The organism is Ensifer sp. ENS06, from assembly GCF_014852205.1.
Lineage (GTDB): Bacteria > Pseudomonadota > Alphaproteobacteria > Rhizobiales > Rhizobiaceae > Ensifer > Ensifer adhaerens.
This window is the reverse complement of record NZ_JACVBC010000001.1, coordinates 773,238-787,441: the sequence shown is the minus strand read 5'-3', so window position 1 is coordinate 787,441 and position 14,204 is coordinate 773,238. Positions and strand designations below refer to the sequence as shown.

Annotated in this window: 12 protein-coding genes; 4 read left to right on the top strand and 8 right to left on the bottom strand. The window is 63.5% G+C overall.

Features of this window, described 5'->3' with window-relative positions; translation table 11 throughout:
• Nucleotides 1-44 precede the first annotated feature (44 nt).
• The gene (locus tag IB279_RS03930; RefSeq protein ID WP_060516453.1) at nt 45-875 is read left to right on the top strand and encodes a DUF937 domain-containing protein; all 831 of its coding nucleotides are present in this window, start codon (nt 45-47) and stop codon (nt 873-875) included.
• A gap of 299 nt (nt 876-1,174) precedes the next feature.
• On the opposite strand, the gene IB279_RS03925 is transcribed toward IB279_RS03930, so the two are convergent.
• Nucleotides 1,175-1,471, bottom strand: a complete 297-nt coding sequence (locus tag IB279_RS03925; RefSeq protein ID WP_113188758.1) for a DUF1127 domain-containing protein — start codon at nt 1,469-1,471, stop codon at nt 1,175-1,177.
• A gap of 207 nt (nt 1,472-1,678) precedes the next feature.
• On the opposite strand from IB279_RS03925, the gene IB279_RS03920 reads away from it, so the two are divergent.
• Nucleotides 1,679-2,629, top strand: coding sequence for a LysR substrate-binding domain-containing protein (locus IB279_RS03920; protein WP_034800917.1), 951 nt, complete (start codon nt 1,679-1,681; stop codon nt 2,627-2,629).
• Nucleotides 2,630-2,720: 91 nt separating this feature from the next.
• Here IB279_RS03920 and katA read toward each other — a convergent pair whose 3' ends face one another.
• Nucleotides 2,721-4,205 (bottom strand): catalase KatA, encoded by a 1,485-nt coding sequence (gene katA, locus IB279_RS03915; RefSeq protein WP_113188757.1) that lies wholly within the window; start codon nt 4,203-4,205, stop codon nt 2,721-2,723.
• A 171-nt stretch (nt 4,206-4,376) separates the two neighbouring features.
• Between katA and IB279_RS03910 the strand changes: the two genes are divergently transcribed.
• Entirely contained in the window at nt 4,377-5,288 is a 912-nt protein-coding gene (locus IB279_RS03910) for a hydrogen peroxide-inducible genes activator (protein WP_034800912.1), read from the top strand.
• A gap of 12 nt (nt 5,289-5,300) precedes the next feature.
• Here IB279_RS03910 and IB279_RS03905 read toward each other — a convergent pair whose 3' ends face one another.
• The 5 genes from IB279_RS03905 to IB279_RS03885 form a co-directional block, all read right to left on the bottom strand.
• Nucleotides 5,301-6,176 carry a dienelactone hydrolase family protein gene (locus IB279_RS03905; protein ID WP_034800909.1) on the bottom strand — a complete coding sequence of 292 codons (876 nt, stop codon included), beginning with the start codon at nt 6,174-6,176 and terminating at the stop codon, nt 5,301-5,303.
• A gap of 149 nt (nt 6,177-6,325) precedes the next feature.
• Nucleotides 6,326-7,354, bottom strand: coding sequence for an alcohol dehydrogenase AdhP (gene adhP / locus IB279_RS03900; RefSeq protein WP_060602043.1), 1,029 nt, complete (start codon nt 7,352-7,354; stop codon nt 6,326-6,328).
• Nucleotides 7,355-7,496: 142 nt separating this feature from the next.
• Nucleotides 7,497-7,913 (bottom strand): MAPEG family protein, encoded by a 417-nt coding sequence (locus IB279_RS03895; protein ID WP_112975961.1) that lies wholly within the window; start codon nt 7,911-7,913, stop codon nt 7,497-7,499.
• Nucleotides 7,914-7,996: 83 nt separating this feature from the next.
• Nucleotides 7,997-9,499 (bottom strand): IMP dehydrogenase, encoded by a 1,503-nt coding sequence (gene guaB, locus IB279_RS03890; RefSeq protein ID WP_034800902.1) that lies wholly within the window; start codon nt 9,497-9,499, stop codon nt 7,997-7,999.
• A gap of 204 nt (nt 9,500-9,703) precedes the next feature.
• A complete protein-coding gene (locus IB279_RS03885) occupies nt 9,704-10,690 on the bottom strand; it encodes an MBL fold metallo-hydrolase (protein WP_246801851.1) in 987 nt (328 codons plus the stop codon).
• A 185-nt stretch (nt 10,691-10,875) separates the two neighbouring features.
• Here IB279_RS03885 and IB279_RS03880 point away from each other — a divergent pair, with 185 nt between their 5' ends.
• On the top strand, nt 10,876-12,285 hold the full coding sequence (locus IB279_RS03880; RefSeq protein WP_113188756.1) for a DHA2 family efflux MFS transporter permease subunit: 1,410 nt from the start codon (nt 10,876-10,878) through the stop codon (nt 12,283-12,285).
• A gap of 51 nt (nt 12,286-12,336) precedes the next feature.
• On the opposite strand, the gene IB279_RS03875 is transcribed toward IB279_RS03880, so the two are convergent.
• Nucleotides 12,337-14,103, bottom strand: a complete 1,767-nt coding sequence (locus IB279_RS03875; RefSeq protein ID WP_192339092.1) for a penicillin-binding protein 2 — start codon at nt 14,101-14,103, stop codon at nt 12,337-12,339.
• Nucleotides 14,104-14,204: the final 101 nt, after the last annotated feature.

The window sequence follows — 14,204 nt, the reverse complement described above, 5'->3', positions numbered from 1 at the left end:
TATGCGTCGCTTAGAGCGCCGCGCGTCCATAAAGGGGAACTGGGATGGCACCGCTTTTCGACATGTTCGCGCAGGCGCAGAACGGCAAGGCCATCGAGCTGATGGCGCAACAGTTCGGCATCGCCCAGGAGCAGATGACGAAGGCGACAGCGGCGCTGCTGCCGGCCTTCTCGGCGGCTTTCAAGCGCAACACCGCCAACCCCTACGACTTCGGCGCCTTGCTGACGGCGCTCGGCAGCGGCAACTACGCCAAATACTTCGAAGACATGAGCCAGGCCTTCACGCCGCAGGGCATGGCCGACGGCAACGGCGTTCTCGGGCAACTGTTCGGCTCGAAGGAAATGTCGCGCGCGATCGCCGCGCAGGCGGCCCAGGTCACCGGCGTCAGCCAGGAGATCTACAAGCAGATGCTGCCCGTGATGGCCGATACGCTGATGGGCGGGCTGTTCAAGCAGACAACCGGGCAATTTGCCGCCGCAAGCGATGCCTTTGCCAACAACCCGATGGCGACCGCGATGCGGCAATGGATGGAAGCGGCCGGTTTCGCCAAGAAGCCGGAACCGCAGCCGAACCCGTTCGACAACCCCTTCACCCAGGCGATGCAGGGCTTCTTCGGCATGGCCCCGAAGAAGGAAGAGAAGCCGAAGACAGCCGACGTCTTTGCCGACAACCCCTTCGTCAAGGCGTTTCAGGACATGATGCAGGCGGGTGCCGCCGGCGCGCAGAAGCCGGCAGCCGACAATCCGGCGCTGGCCCAATTCTCCCAGGTCATGAACAGCATGTTCGACACCGGGCTGGAGATGCAGAAAGAATACCAGAAGAACGTCGAGGCGCTGTTCGACCTTTACAAGACCGGCCCCGGCACGAAGAGCTGAGGCCAAGCCTCCCCGTCAGCACATCCCGCGCCTCCATCGGACGGCAATCGCCTGCAAGTGCGGGCGTCAGCGCGTTGTTTCGAACAGCTTCGGAAAGAAAAAGGCCCGGTGCATGTCTTGGTCATGCACCGGGCCAAGCGGCAGGGTCTATTGGCTCTACCCTGCGGGGAACGTTTGGGCGCGCGACCGTTGAGGTCAGCGGCACCGAATTTCGCAGCATGACCCGCGGCGGCGGCAGGCTTTCGCGGATCATGCTCGACTGGCACATCTCAAGCGGCGGGATGCGCCATTGGGGACGATCAGTCGTGGCGGGCCCCTTTGTAGAAGAGGCTCGCCCGGTTTCGCGACGCGCGTGTCAGGTAACTCGCCGGATTGTCGAAGAAGGGCGAGGTAATCGCCTCACGCACATCTTCGCGTTTCAGCCCCATGTCGAGGAGCTGGCGGTCATCCAGGTCGTTCAGACGGCCGATCGCATAGCGATTTCGGAGGAGCTGCCATACGGACTTTAGCATGCCTGTCACGCCGACGGCGCGGGAGGCATAGGACTGCGTTCCGGCAACGAGGTCGAGATCGAGGGCGTGCTGTGTCGTGCGCATGACAATTTCTCCTTTCAGGCACGAAGAGGCCCATCCCCTGCGGGGAGATCAAACGCAGGGGCGGGCCAAAGAGTTTGGGATTCGCCGGCGAAATTGCCGGCCGGGGATCGATGAATTTGCTTCCGATAGATCGCAAATCCTTATTGATCAGTCCAACGAATGTTTTTAATGATATTCATCAAACAATCTTATGGATGCATTACGGCCATGTCCGCACCCCTTGATATCGATCAGCTCCAGACCTTTGTCGCGATCGCCGACACGGGCAGCTTCACCAAGGCGGCCGACCGGGTCTTCAAGACCCAATCCGCCGTTTCCATGCAGATGCGCCGCCTGGAAGAGCGCATCGGCAAGGCGCTGTTCATGAAGGACGGCCGCGGCAACCGGCTCACGGTCGAAGGCGACCGGCTGCTCAATTTCGCACGCCGGATGATCCGCCTCAACAACGAGGCGATCGCTTCCTTCGACGACAATCGCCTCGAAGGCACGCTCCGGATCGGCACGCCAGACGATTACGCCGACCGCTACATGCCCGAGATCATCATGCGTTTTGCCAAGACGCATCCGAATGTCGAGCTTTACATCATCTGCGAGCCCTCCGTGGACCTCGCCGAGAAGATGGCCAAGGGCGACCTCGACATCGCGCTCGTCACGCACAATCCGCGTGCCCGCGCGTCGGACGTGGTGCGGACCGAACCGCTCTGCTGGGTGAGCTCGATCAACCACCCGCTGCCCGAGAACGCACCGATCCCGCTTGCTGTCGGCCGGCGCGACTGTCTGTGGCGCCAGGCGGCCTGCGCCGCACTCGATGCGACGGGTCGGGAGTACCAGATCCTGTTCACCAGCTGGTCGTCGACGGTCGTCGCCGCCGCGGTGCTGGCCGGCATGGCCGTCTCTGTCCTGCCGGAATCGGCGCTTCGTCCCGGCATGAAGGTGCTGACGCTTGCGGACGGCTTCCCGGCCTTGGCGCCGGTGCAGATCGGCATCATGAAGCGTCCGGGCCTTTCGCCCTCGCTTTCGAACGCGATCAGCAACCACATCACCGCCTGCCTCGACAACATCACGCCGATCAGCGCCAACGACGACCTCGAGGCCGACATCAAGGGCTTCCCGCGTTATCCGCGCCTTCGGCAGAGCCATATGCTGCCGGGCTGGTAAGAGCTGCAGAAAGCGGAAAAGGCCACGCACCAAGCCGGTGCGTGGCCTTTTTTTGTCCAGAGATCAGCACGCGGCCGAACTCGATACCAGTCTATTCGGCTGCCGCGCCGACGGCGTCGGCTTCGTAGCCGTGGGCCGCGTGAAGGGCGGCGCGCACACCGGCCTCATAGTCCGGGTGGACGCGCTTGAAGTGCGCAAGCTGGCGCTCGACGATCGGCCCCGGCACGCCGCCCATCGCCGCGGCGATGTTGGAGAACAGGCGCGCCTTCTGGCCGGCATCGAAGAGGTTGAAGAGTGCACGCGGCTGGACGTAGTCGTCGTTGCCTTCGCGGTGGTCGTAGCGGGCCATGTCGCCGCTGATGCGTAGCGGCGGTTCCATCGCGGAGGGCTGCTCGACCGGGCCGTTGAACGAATTCGGCTCGTAATAGGCACTCGGATTGCCGGTCTGAATGCCGCCGAACGTGTTCATCTGGCCATCGCGGTGATAGTGATGCACCGGGCATTTCGGCCGGTTGACCGGAATGTGCTCGTAATGCGTTCCGAGCCGGTAGCGGTGGGCGTCGGCATAGGAGAACAGCCGGGCCTGCAGCATCTTGTCCGGCGAAAAGCCGATGCCGGGCACGATGTTGGACGGCGAGAAGGCGGCGTTCTCGACCTCGGCGAAATAGTTCTCCGGGTTGCGATTGAGCTCCAGCACGCCGACCGCGATCGGCGGATATTCTGCATGCGGCCAGACCTTGGTGACGTCGAAGGGATCATAGGCCGTCTTCTCGGCTTCGAGCTCGGGCATGATCTGCACCTGCAGCGTCCAACGCGGATAGTTGCCCTCTTCGATCGCCCCATAGAGCGCTTCCTGGTAGCTTTCGCGCGTCCGGCCGATCACGTCTGCCGCCTCGGCGTTGGTGTAGTGCATGTGGCCGTGCTGGGTTTTGAAGTGGAACTTGACCCAATAGCGCTCGCCGGCGTCGTTCCAGAACGAGAAGGTGTGCGAGCCGTAGCCGTTCATGTGCAGCGGCGACACCGGACATCCGCGATCGGACATCAGGATCGTGACCTGATGCAGGCTTTCCGGCGACAGCGACCAGAAATCCCACATCGCGGTCGCCGAACGCAGGTTGGTCTTCGGGTGGCGCTTCTGGGTGTGGATGAAGTCCGGGAACTTGTAGGCGTCGCGAACGAAGAAGATCGGCGTGTTGTTGCCGACGAGGTCCCAATTGCCCTCGGGCGTATAGAATTTCAGCGCGAAGCCGCGCACGTCGCGCTCGGCGTCGGCAGCACCCAGTTCACCGGCAACAGTCGAGAACCGCGCCAGCATCGGCGTCTCGGCGCCGGGCTGCAAAACCTTGGCCTTGGTGTATTTCGAGATGTCGCCGGTGATCTTCAGCGTGCCATAGGCGCCCCAACCCTTGGCGTGAACGGCGCGCTCGGGAATGCGCTCGCGGTTTTGATGCGACAGCTTCTCGATAAGCTGATAGTCCTGCATCATGACGCCGCCGCGCGGGCCGGCCGTCAGCGAATTCTGGTTGTCCGGCACCGGGGCTCCGGCACTCGTCGTCAATATGGGTCGATCAGACATCGCGTCCTCCTGTCAAAGGGTTTCGCGTCCGGGTGGTCGCACAGGACCGACGGCAGCCGGCGCAAACTGCGCGGCGATCAAAGCCCGAACGCTCTGGCAAGAGGTTTTTCCCACGGCGCTTCGATAATCTCCAATTGCATAAAAATTAAAAATCGATAAGATTTTCCTATCATGCTTACACTCAGACAGATGCGCTATTTCGATGCGCTCGCCTCCGCTCGCCACTTCGGCAAGGCGGCCGAACTCGTCCATGTCAGCCAGCCGGCGCTCTCCGCCCAGATCATGGAAATGGAGAACCACTTGGGCGTGAAGCTGGTGGAGCGCAGCCGCAGCGGCGTCTTCTTGACCCGCAAGGGCGAAGAGGTTTTGGCCCGTACCCGCGCCATCCTCTCTGAGGTGGATCAGCTGGAGTTGAGCGCGCGCGCCAGTTCCGGCACGCTCGAAGGGCGGATCCGCATCGGCGTCATCCCGACGCTTGCCCCCTACCTCGTGCCGCGGCTGGTGCCGCACCTGCGCCAGGTCTACCCGGCAATCGAGATCGAACTGAAGGAATCGGTGACATCAAGACTGGTCGCCGATCTCGGCGAGGGCCTGCTCGACGCCGTCGTCGCCGCCTTGCCGATCGAGGCCGACGGACTTTCGACGAAGCCGCTCTTTTCCGACCGCTTCTACATGGCAATGGCGGACGACGAGCGAAACATCCTGATGTCGCCGCTGACTGAAGACCAGGTGGATGTCGAACAGTTGCTCCTGCTCGAAGAGGGCCATTGCCTGCGCGATCAGGCGCTCGCCGTCTGCAGCACGGCCGGCAAGCGCCGTCTCGTCTCGTTCGGCGCGACCTCGATGACGACGCTCCTGCAGATGGTCGCCAACGGCATGGGCATGACGCTCATCCCCGAGATCGCGATCGCGACCGAGGCGGCGCGCAACTCCATCCGCATCGTACCCTTCGCCGCGCCTGAACCGGCGCGCGAGATCGGGCTTATCTGGCGGCGCAGCAGCCCGCGCGAACGAGACATGGAAGCGCTCGCAGCGGCGATCAGCGGCTGCGCCGACGATATTCTCCAGGCGGCAGCGGCCTGAGCGTAGCAGCGCTCAGGCGAGCTTGGCCTTCAGGAACTCGACCGTCCGGCTCCAGGCGAGATCGGCCGCGGCCTTGTCATACCGCGCGGCCGAGGTGTCGTTGTTGAAGGCGTGGTTGACGCCATCATAGACATAGATCGTCGCGTCCTTGCCATTGTCTTTCAGCGCCTTCTGGTAGGCGTCGATGCCGGCATTGATGCGTTCGTCGAGGCCTGCATAGTGCAGCAGCAGCGCCGCCTTGATCTTCGGCACGTCTTCGGCCTTGGGCTGCGCGCCATAATAGGCGACGCCGGCCTTCAGATCCGGGGATCCGACCGCGAGCCGGTTGACGAGACCGCCGCCCCAGCAGAAGCCGATGGCGCCGACCTTGCCGGTCGATTGCGCGTGTCCTTCCAGAAATGCCACGGTCGCCGCCGCATTCGCGGTCGTTGCCGCCGCATCGAGCGCACCGATCATCTCGCGCGCCTTGTCCTCGTCCGTCGGCGTGCCGCCCGCAGGCGACAGGAAATCCGGCGCCAGCGCCAGGAAGCCTTCGAGCGCCATGCGCCGCGCGACGTCGCGGATATGCGGGTTCAGCCCGCGGTTCTCATGGATGACGATGACCGCCGGCAGCTTGCCGCTCACCTCTGCCGGACGAACGAGATAGCCTTTCATATCGCCGGCAGCGCCGGGATAGGTGATGTCCTCGCCGGTCACCCGGGTGTCGTTTGCAGCCACGATCTCCGCCTTGGCACCATTGGCCGCCAGCAGCGGCGCGATCGCCGCGGCCGCAGCCGCGGAACCGGCGAGACCGGTGAGCTTTTCCATGAAGCGACGGCGATCGAGGGTCAGATGCGTGTACTCGTCGTAGGCGTCGATCATCGCCTGCGTGATTTTCGGTTCCTGCATGCCAGCCTCCTTCGGTTCTTATCTCCCGCGGCGGCAGACAGAACCGCCCGCGACAGAATAGGTCGGCGGGCGGCCTGGAACATACAAACTTGCGTTACTGCCGCGTGTTTCCTTTCGCCCTCACAGGTCGAAGGTCCCACGCACGCCGATCAGCCGTTGAGGTCGAGCACGATGCGACCGTCGATCTTGCCTTCCTCCATGCGCTTGAAGATGGCGTTGATGTTCTCGATCTTGTCCCAGGTGAAGTGCGAGGCGACCTTGCCTTCACCGGCGAACTCGAGCGATTCCTCCAGATCCTGCCGCGTCCCGACGATCGAGCCGCGGATGGTGATGCGCTTCAGAACCGTATCGAAGATTGGCAGGCACATCTGGCCGGGCGGCAGGCCGACCAGCGCCATGGTTCCCTTGGAGCGCAGCATGTTGAAGGCCTGCTCCATCGCCTTGGGCGCGACGGCCGTCACCAGGGCACCATGCACGCCCCCGGTCGCATCTCGCACCTGCTCGACCGCATCCTTGTCGCGCGCATCGACGACGAGGTCGGCACCGAGTTTTCGGGCAAGCTCCAGCTTGTCCGGGAAGATATCGACGGCGGCGACATGCATGCCCATGGCCTTGGCATATTGCACCGCCATGTGCCCGAGTCCGCCGATGCCCGAGATCAGCGCCCATTCGCCCGGACGCACTTCGGTTTCCTTCAAGCCCTTGTAGACGGTGACGCCGGCGCAAAGGATGGGGGCCGCCGGTCCGAATTCGAGCTTTGCCGGCAGGCGGCCGACGAAGTCAGGATCGGCGAGGCCGTATTGCGCAAACGTGCCGTTGACGGAATAACCGGTGTTCTGCTGGCTGCCGCAGAGCGTTTCCCACCCTGTGCGGCAAGGCGTGCAGCCGCCGCAGGCGGTGTGCAGCCACGGAACGCCGACGCGGTCGCCTTCCTTCAGCCGCGCGACGCCGCTGCCGAGCTTGGCGACATAGCCGACGCCTTCATGTCCGGGGATGAAGGGCGGCTTCGGCTTGACCGGCCAGTCGCCGTTGGCGGCGTGCAGGTCCGTGTGGCAGACGCCCGTCGCCTCGTATTTGATCAGCACCTGGCCGGGACCCGGCTCCGGTATCGGCACATCCTCGATTACCAGCGGCTTGCCGAATTCGCGCACCACGGCGGCTTTCATCGTTGCGGTCATCTCGTCCTCCGATGCGTTGTTGCCCAACGCCGGAGAGACTACGCGCAAAAGCGGCATCGGGTAATTGATACGCATCAAGACGGGAAGATGAAGGCGCAGACTGTCTCAGATCTGCGTCAGAATGGCGGTGCGCCTATCCGGATCAGCTCATCGCCATCCAGACGGCAAGCCACACCCACATCGCAAACAGCGTTGCGCAGCCGCCCATGAACAGCGGGCGCCGGTAGCGGAGGCGATTGCTGGTGACATGCACGAAGGCGTGCACATAGCGCAGGGCAACGAAGAGCCAGGCAAGAGCGAGGGAGACGATGTTGTCGGCCTCGGTGATGTAGAGCAGCACGCAGCAGAGGTAGAAGAGAACCGGCAGCTCGAACTGGTTGGCGATGCTGTTCTTCACCACCAGGCTTTCGCTCGGCTCGTCACGGTTTTCGCGAAACTGGCCGGCATTCGCCTTACCGGCGCGCACCAGGCCCATCCGGCGGAAGGAGAGAAGAGCATAGAGGCAGAAGACGAGGAAGACATGCGCCACGATCGGCCAGAAAATCTCGAAACCCGTCATTACGCTACTCCCTCAAACACGCTTACTCTGAAATAGCGAAGGGCGCCGCGCGATGGCGCGGCGCCCTTCGAATGCAATCGCAATCAGTGCGCGCCCGGGTAGTTCGGGCTTTCGCGAGTGATCGTCACGTCATGGGCGTGGCTTTCGCGCAGGCCTGCGCCGGAGATGCGCACGAACTGGGCGCGCTCCTGGTATTCCTTGATCGTCGGGCCGCCGACATAACCCATGGAGGCCTTGAGGCCGCCCGCAAGCTGGTGCAGGACGCCTGCGACCGGACCCTTGTAGGGGACCTGGCCTTCGATGCCCTCGGGAACCAGCTTCAGCGTGTCGCGCACTTCCGCCTGGAAGTAGCGGTCTGCCGAGCCGCGCGCCATGGCGCCAACGGAGCCCATGCCGCGATAGGCCTTGAAGGAGCGGCCCTGGTAGAGGAACACTTCGCCCGGGCTTTCATCGGTGCCGGCAAGCAGCGAGCCGATCATGACGGCCGAAGCACCGGCGGCGATCGCCTTGGCAAGGTCGCCAGAGAACTTGATGCCGCCATCGGCGATGACAGGAATGCCGGCCGCCTGGGCGGCTTCGACGGCGCCCATGATCGCAGCGAGCTGCGGCACGCCGACACCGGCGACGATGCGCGTGGTGCAGATCGAGCCCGGGCCGATACCGACCTTGACCGCATCCGCACCGGCATCGATCAGCGCCTTGGTGCCGGAAGCAGTCGCGACGTTGCCGGCCATGATGCGAACCGAGTTCGAGAGCTTCTTGACGCGGGCGACCGCGTCGAGAACGCGCTGTGAGTGACCATGGGCGGTGTCGACGACGATCAGGTCGACGCCGGCATCGATCAGTCGCTCGGCGCGCTCAAAGCCGTCATCGCCGACCGAGATGGCGGCGGCGGCACGAAGGCGGCCCTGCGCATCCTTGGAGGCGTTCGGGTTCAGCTGTGCCTTCTCGATATCCTTGACGGTGATGAGACCGACGCAACGGCCGTCGCCGTCGACCACGAGCAGCTTTTCGATGCGATGGGCGTGCAGCAGGCGCTTGGCTTCCTGCTGGTCGACGCTTTCCTTGACCGTGACCAGGTTCTCATGGGTCATGAGTTCGTGAATCTTCTGGTTCGGATCCGAGGCGAAACGAACGTCGCGGTTGGTGAGGATACCGACGAGGCGGCCCTGCTTCTGGCCACCGGCACCGCCGTTTTCAACGACCGGGATGCCGGAAATGCCATGCTGCTTCATCAGGCCGAGCGCATCGGCGAGCTTGGCGTCGGGACCGATGGTCACCGGATTGACGACCATGCCGCTTTCGAACTTTTTGACCTGGCGAACCTCTTCGGCCTGCTCGGCCGGCGTCAGGTTGCGGTGGATGACGCCGATGCCGCCGGCCTGCGCCATGGCGATTGCGAGACGCCCTTCAGTCACCGTGTCCATGGCCGACGACAGGATCGGCAGGTTCAGGTCGATGTCCTGGGCAATGGTGGTCGCGATGTTGGTCTGACCCGGCATGACTTCGGAATGCCCGGGCAGGAGCAGGACGTCGTCGAAGGTCAAAGCCTCCAGACCAGTTGCCGTTTCGATGATGCGCGCCATGGCCAATTCCCTTCAAATAGCGAAAATCCCCGGGGACGGGCTGCGATTTGTCCACCGGGCGACTTCAAAGCGTGTCTTGGAAGTTGGCGAGGGCTCGTAACACGGATATGTCAGGATGAAAATAGCCAAAGCCGGGAAATGTCCCGCCGTCGGCCGATATTTGTTGCAGAGCAGCAATTTCGCGCGAAGAGGCGCGGTAACCGATCAGATATCGAGCTGATAGCTTGCGGGCACGAAACGGTAACCCTCGCCCTGCTTCTCGACGAAACCGACCGCAGGAAACGGCATGTGGTAGCCGATAAAGGGCAGCCGTTCGCTGGCGATCATGTCGAACACCCGGCGGCGCGTCTCTGCTGCCTTCGCCTTGTCCATGTCGAAGCGCACTTCCCAGTCCGGCCGCTGCAGCGACAACACATAGTGGTTGGCGGTATCGGCCGTCAGCATCAGCGCCTTGCCGTCGGAATCAAGACGGAACACCATGTGCCCCGGCGAATGGCCGAAGGCGGCAATGGCCGAAATGCCCGGAACGACCGCGGCACCGTCGCCGATGAAGGTGGTCTTTTCCGCAAGCGGCACGACCTTTTCCAGCACGGCCTTGTGACCGTTTTCTGCTGGCGTGCCGGCGCGCGCCGAATCTTTCCAGAAGGCGTATTCGACTTCGCCCATCACATAGCGGGCATTGGCGAAGGCCGGTTTTCCGGCCTCCATGAGGCCGCCGATGTGATCGCCATGCATATGGGTTACCACGACGACCGAGACCTGCTCCGGCGAATAGCCGGCAGCGCGGATCCCGTCGAGCAGGCGGCCAGCGCCGGTCTCCCGACCGCCCTCGCCCATGCCGGTATCGAAGAGCACGAGGTCCGATCCGGTATCGACAAGAACGGGCGAATAGCTGTTGAGCAGCGCATCGGTCGGCAGGAAGTTCTGCTGCAGCAGTTCGGCCACCGCCTGTTGCGGCTGGTTGGTGCCGTAAGTCTCGTGCGGCTTGTCGCTGACGCGAATGCCGTCATTGACGACAACGATCTTGAACGCGCCAAGCTTGAGCATTCTTGTCGGAGGGCTGGCTTTCATACCGGTGTTTTCCGATTTTTCCTGAGCGACTGCAATGCCCGTCATCAGCGAGGGCGCTGCGAGCACGCCGAGCGTTCCCGCTCCCATCAAGGTCCTGCGCTTCATCGACATTTCACTCATGGTTCGTTTCCGCTTTCTGTTGGATCCGTTGCCATCGGCGGCAACTCGGCCAGAACTAGCGTCTTGACAGCAAAGGCCAGTCGGGATCACAGGCTTTTGATCCGCAATCACCGGTTTTGCCCCGACAAAAGCCATGACGGCATTATTAGCTTCTGCTTATCGCTGACCGTCCGAAGCATCGTTTCATGAACCGTATCGTCCCGATGATCCTTGCCGTCGCTCTTTTCATGGAGCAGATGGACTCGACCGTGATTTCCACGTCGCTGCCGGCAATCGCCCGCGACATCGGCGTCGGGCCGATCACGCTGAAGTTGGCGCTGACCGCTTACATGGTGGCGCTGGCGATCTTCATCCCCTTGAGCGGCTGGATGGCCGACCGCTTCGGCGCCAAGAGGATCTTTCGCGCGGCGATCCTGGTCTTCATTGCGGGATCGATCTTCTGCGCCATTTCGAACAGCCTGCCCGCCTTCGTCTTCTCCCGGTTTCTGCAGGGAATGGGCGGCGCGATGATGACGCCGGTCGCTCGCCTCGTGCTGGTTCGCGGGACGCCGCGCAGCGAACTGGTGTCGGCCATGGCGCTGTTGACGATCCCCGCGCTCGTGGGTCCGCTTGCCGGACCGCCCCTCGGTGGCTTCATCACCACCTACTTCTCCTGGCACTGGATCTTCCTGATCAACGTGCCCGTCGGCATCGCCGGCTACATCCTGTCGGGCATCTACCTGCCGAAGATGGAGCCGCTCAATCCGCCGCCGGTCGACGTGCTGGGCTTCCTGCTCGGCGGCATTGCTGCCTCCGGCATCGTCTTCGGCCTGTCGGTGATCAGCCTGCCTGCCCTGCCCCCCGTTGTCGGCATCGCCTCGGTAGCGATCGGCCTTGTTTCGGCCCTGCTCTACATCCGCCATGCGCGGCGTCATCCGGCCCCGGTCCTCGACCTGAAGCTCTTCCGCGACAACGCCTTTCGCGCCGCTTCGATCGGCGGCACAATCTTCCGCATCTCGGTCGGCGCCGTTCCCTTCCTGATGCCGCTGATGCTGCAGGTGGGGTTCGGCCTCAACCCGTTCCAGTCCGGCCTCATCACCTTCATCGGCGCGGTCGGCGCGATTACCACGAAGTTCTACGCGCGGCGCGTTCTGGCCTTTGCCGGCTTCCGTACCACGCTGATCATCGCTGCGATCATTGCGGCGATCACCACCTTCGCCAACGGCTTCTTCACGCCGGAGACGCCCTATCTGGTGCTGATCACCATCCTCCTGATCGCCGGCTTTGCGCGCTCGTTCTTCTTCACCAGCGTCAACGCGCTGTCTTTTGCCGATATCGACGATGCGGATGCCAGCAAGGCGACCTCGATGAGCGCGGTGCTGCAACAGATCAGCCTGGCGCTCGGCGTTGCGGTCGCCGGCGCGATCCTCGAAATCGAGACGAAGCTCAGCGGCGGCCCGCTGCAACTCGACGATTTCCACACCGCTTTCATGATCATCGCCGCCGCCAACCTGATCGCGGCGATCCCGTTCCTCACCATGGCGAAGAACGCCGGCTCCTCCGTGTCGGGACACCGGCTGCCGGCGCGCGAAGTCGAGACGGCTGCGGGGAAATGATCCTTTGGGCACCGACTGATCGACGGTGCCTTCCTAGCAACGGTGCCGGCCTTAGTAGTTGGCCAGCCACTGTTCGGCGCCCAGGTCTCCAAACCGGGGCTTCACCCCGAGGAGCGGCGCTGACCGACCGATGATCGACTTGACCATCGGAGCGGCGTTGGCCGCGGCCGTCCGCCCGCCGTTTTCTCCGGTTTTCGGCGCGTCGATGATCGACAGCACGATGTATTTGGGCTTATCCATCGGGAAGGCCGCAAGGAAGGCGTTGAAGTTGATGTCCTTGGCATAGCGGCCGTTGATGACCTTGTCGGCCGTGCCGGTCTTGCCGCCGACATGGAAGCCTTCCACCTGCGCCCGCCTGCCGGAGCCCTTCACGCCGTTCCAGTTGTAGAGGAAGCGCATGTCGGCGCTGGTCGTTTCCTTGATCACCCTTTGCGAGACGAACTTCGTTTCCTCCGGTGAGCGCGGCAGGAAGGTCGGCGGGATCAGGTGTCCGCCATTCATCAGCGCCGCGGCGGCGACGGCCGTCTGCAACGGCGTGGTCGCCACGCCGTGACCGAAGGAGATCGTCACCGAATTGATCTTCTTCCACGTGCGCGGCTGGGTCGGGATGGCGACCCCCGGCATTTCGGTTTGCATGCGGGACAGGAGGCCCATCTTCGTCAGGAACTGCTGGTGACCTTCGATCCCGACCATGTCGGCAACCGCCGCGGTGCCGATGTTGGAGGAGTACTGGAAGACCTCCGGGATCGATAGCGGACGGTTCTTGCCCTTGAAGTCCTTGATGGTGAAGCCGCCCATGCGGATCGGCCGCGACGCGTCGACGACCGAGTTCAGATTGACCTTGCCCGCGTCGAGGCCCATCGCCAGCGTGAAGCTCTTGAAGGTCGAGCCCATCTCGAACGTGGCGTTGCTCATCCGGTTGAACCAGCCCTTTTCGTACTCCTTGTCGACGCCGCCGCCAGGCAAAGTTCGCGAGGGTTCGTTCGGATCGTAGTCGGGTACCGAGGCCATGGCGAGCACCTCACCGGTCTCTGCATCGAGAACCACAGCGCCGGCCGCCTCGGCCTCATAGTCGGTCATCGCGATGGCGACCACTTCGCGCACGATGTTCTGGACGCGCAGATCGATCGACAGCCGCACAGGCTCGAGCGAGGCGTTGCTGGTAAGGCCAGCGGCCCGCAGATCGGCAAAGCCCTGCTGGTCGAGATAGCGCTCGATGCCGGCCAGCCCCTGGTTGTCGACATTGACGTGACCGAGGATGTGCGAAGCGGTGACGCCGCCAGGATAGAAACGGCGCTTTTCCGGGCGGAAGCCGATGCCGGGAATGCCGAGCGCCAGAATGTCCGACTGCTGCTTCGGCGTGAGCTGGCGTCGCAGCCACTGGAATGCTGATCCGGACTGGAGCTTGCGGTGCGTATCGCGCCAATCGAGATTGGGAATCACGGTCGCGAGCTTCTCGACGACCTCGTCGGCGTCGACGATCTTGCGCGGCTCCGCATAGAGCGACATCGTGTTGAGATCGGTCGCCAAGAGATGGCCGTTGCGGTCGACGATATCCGGGCGAGAGGCGATGACATGGCCGCTGCCGCCGATCGACGCGGTTTCGGCCGGCGCCGACAGGCCATATTGAACCAGCCGCCCGCCGACGACGAGAAAGACGACGGCAAAGCCGGCGATCAGGATCCCCACGCGCTGCCGCGCCTGGTTCCTGCGGCCGGCGCTGGTGCCGATGATCACCCCCGGCTTGCCGGCACCATTCCTCTTGACGGAAAAATGCGCGCGGCTTCTGAGCCGAACGGCAAGCGAAATCATCGACATCCAGGTACTTCCACATGCAGCCAACCGGGCACGTGCTCGACCCGTCGCCAATCGTCGATCGGCAGCCAGCGCTCGGTGAAATTTAAAACCTTAGGAGGTCC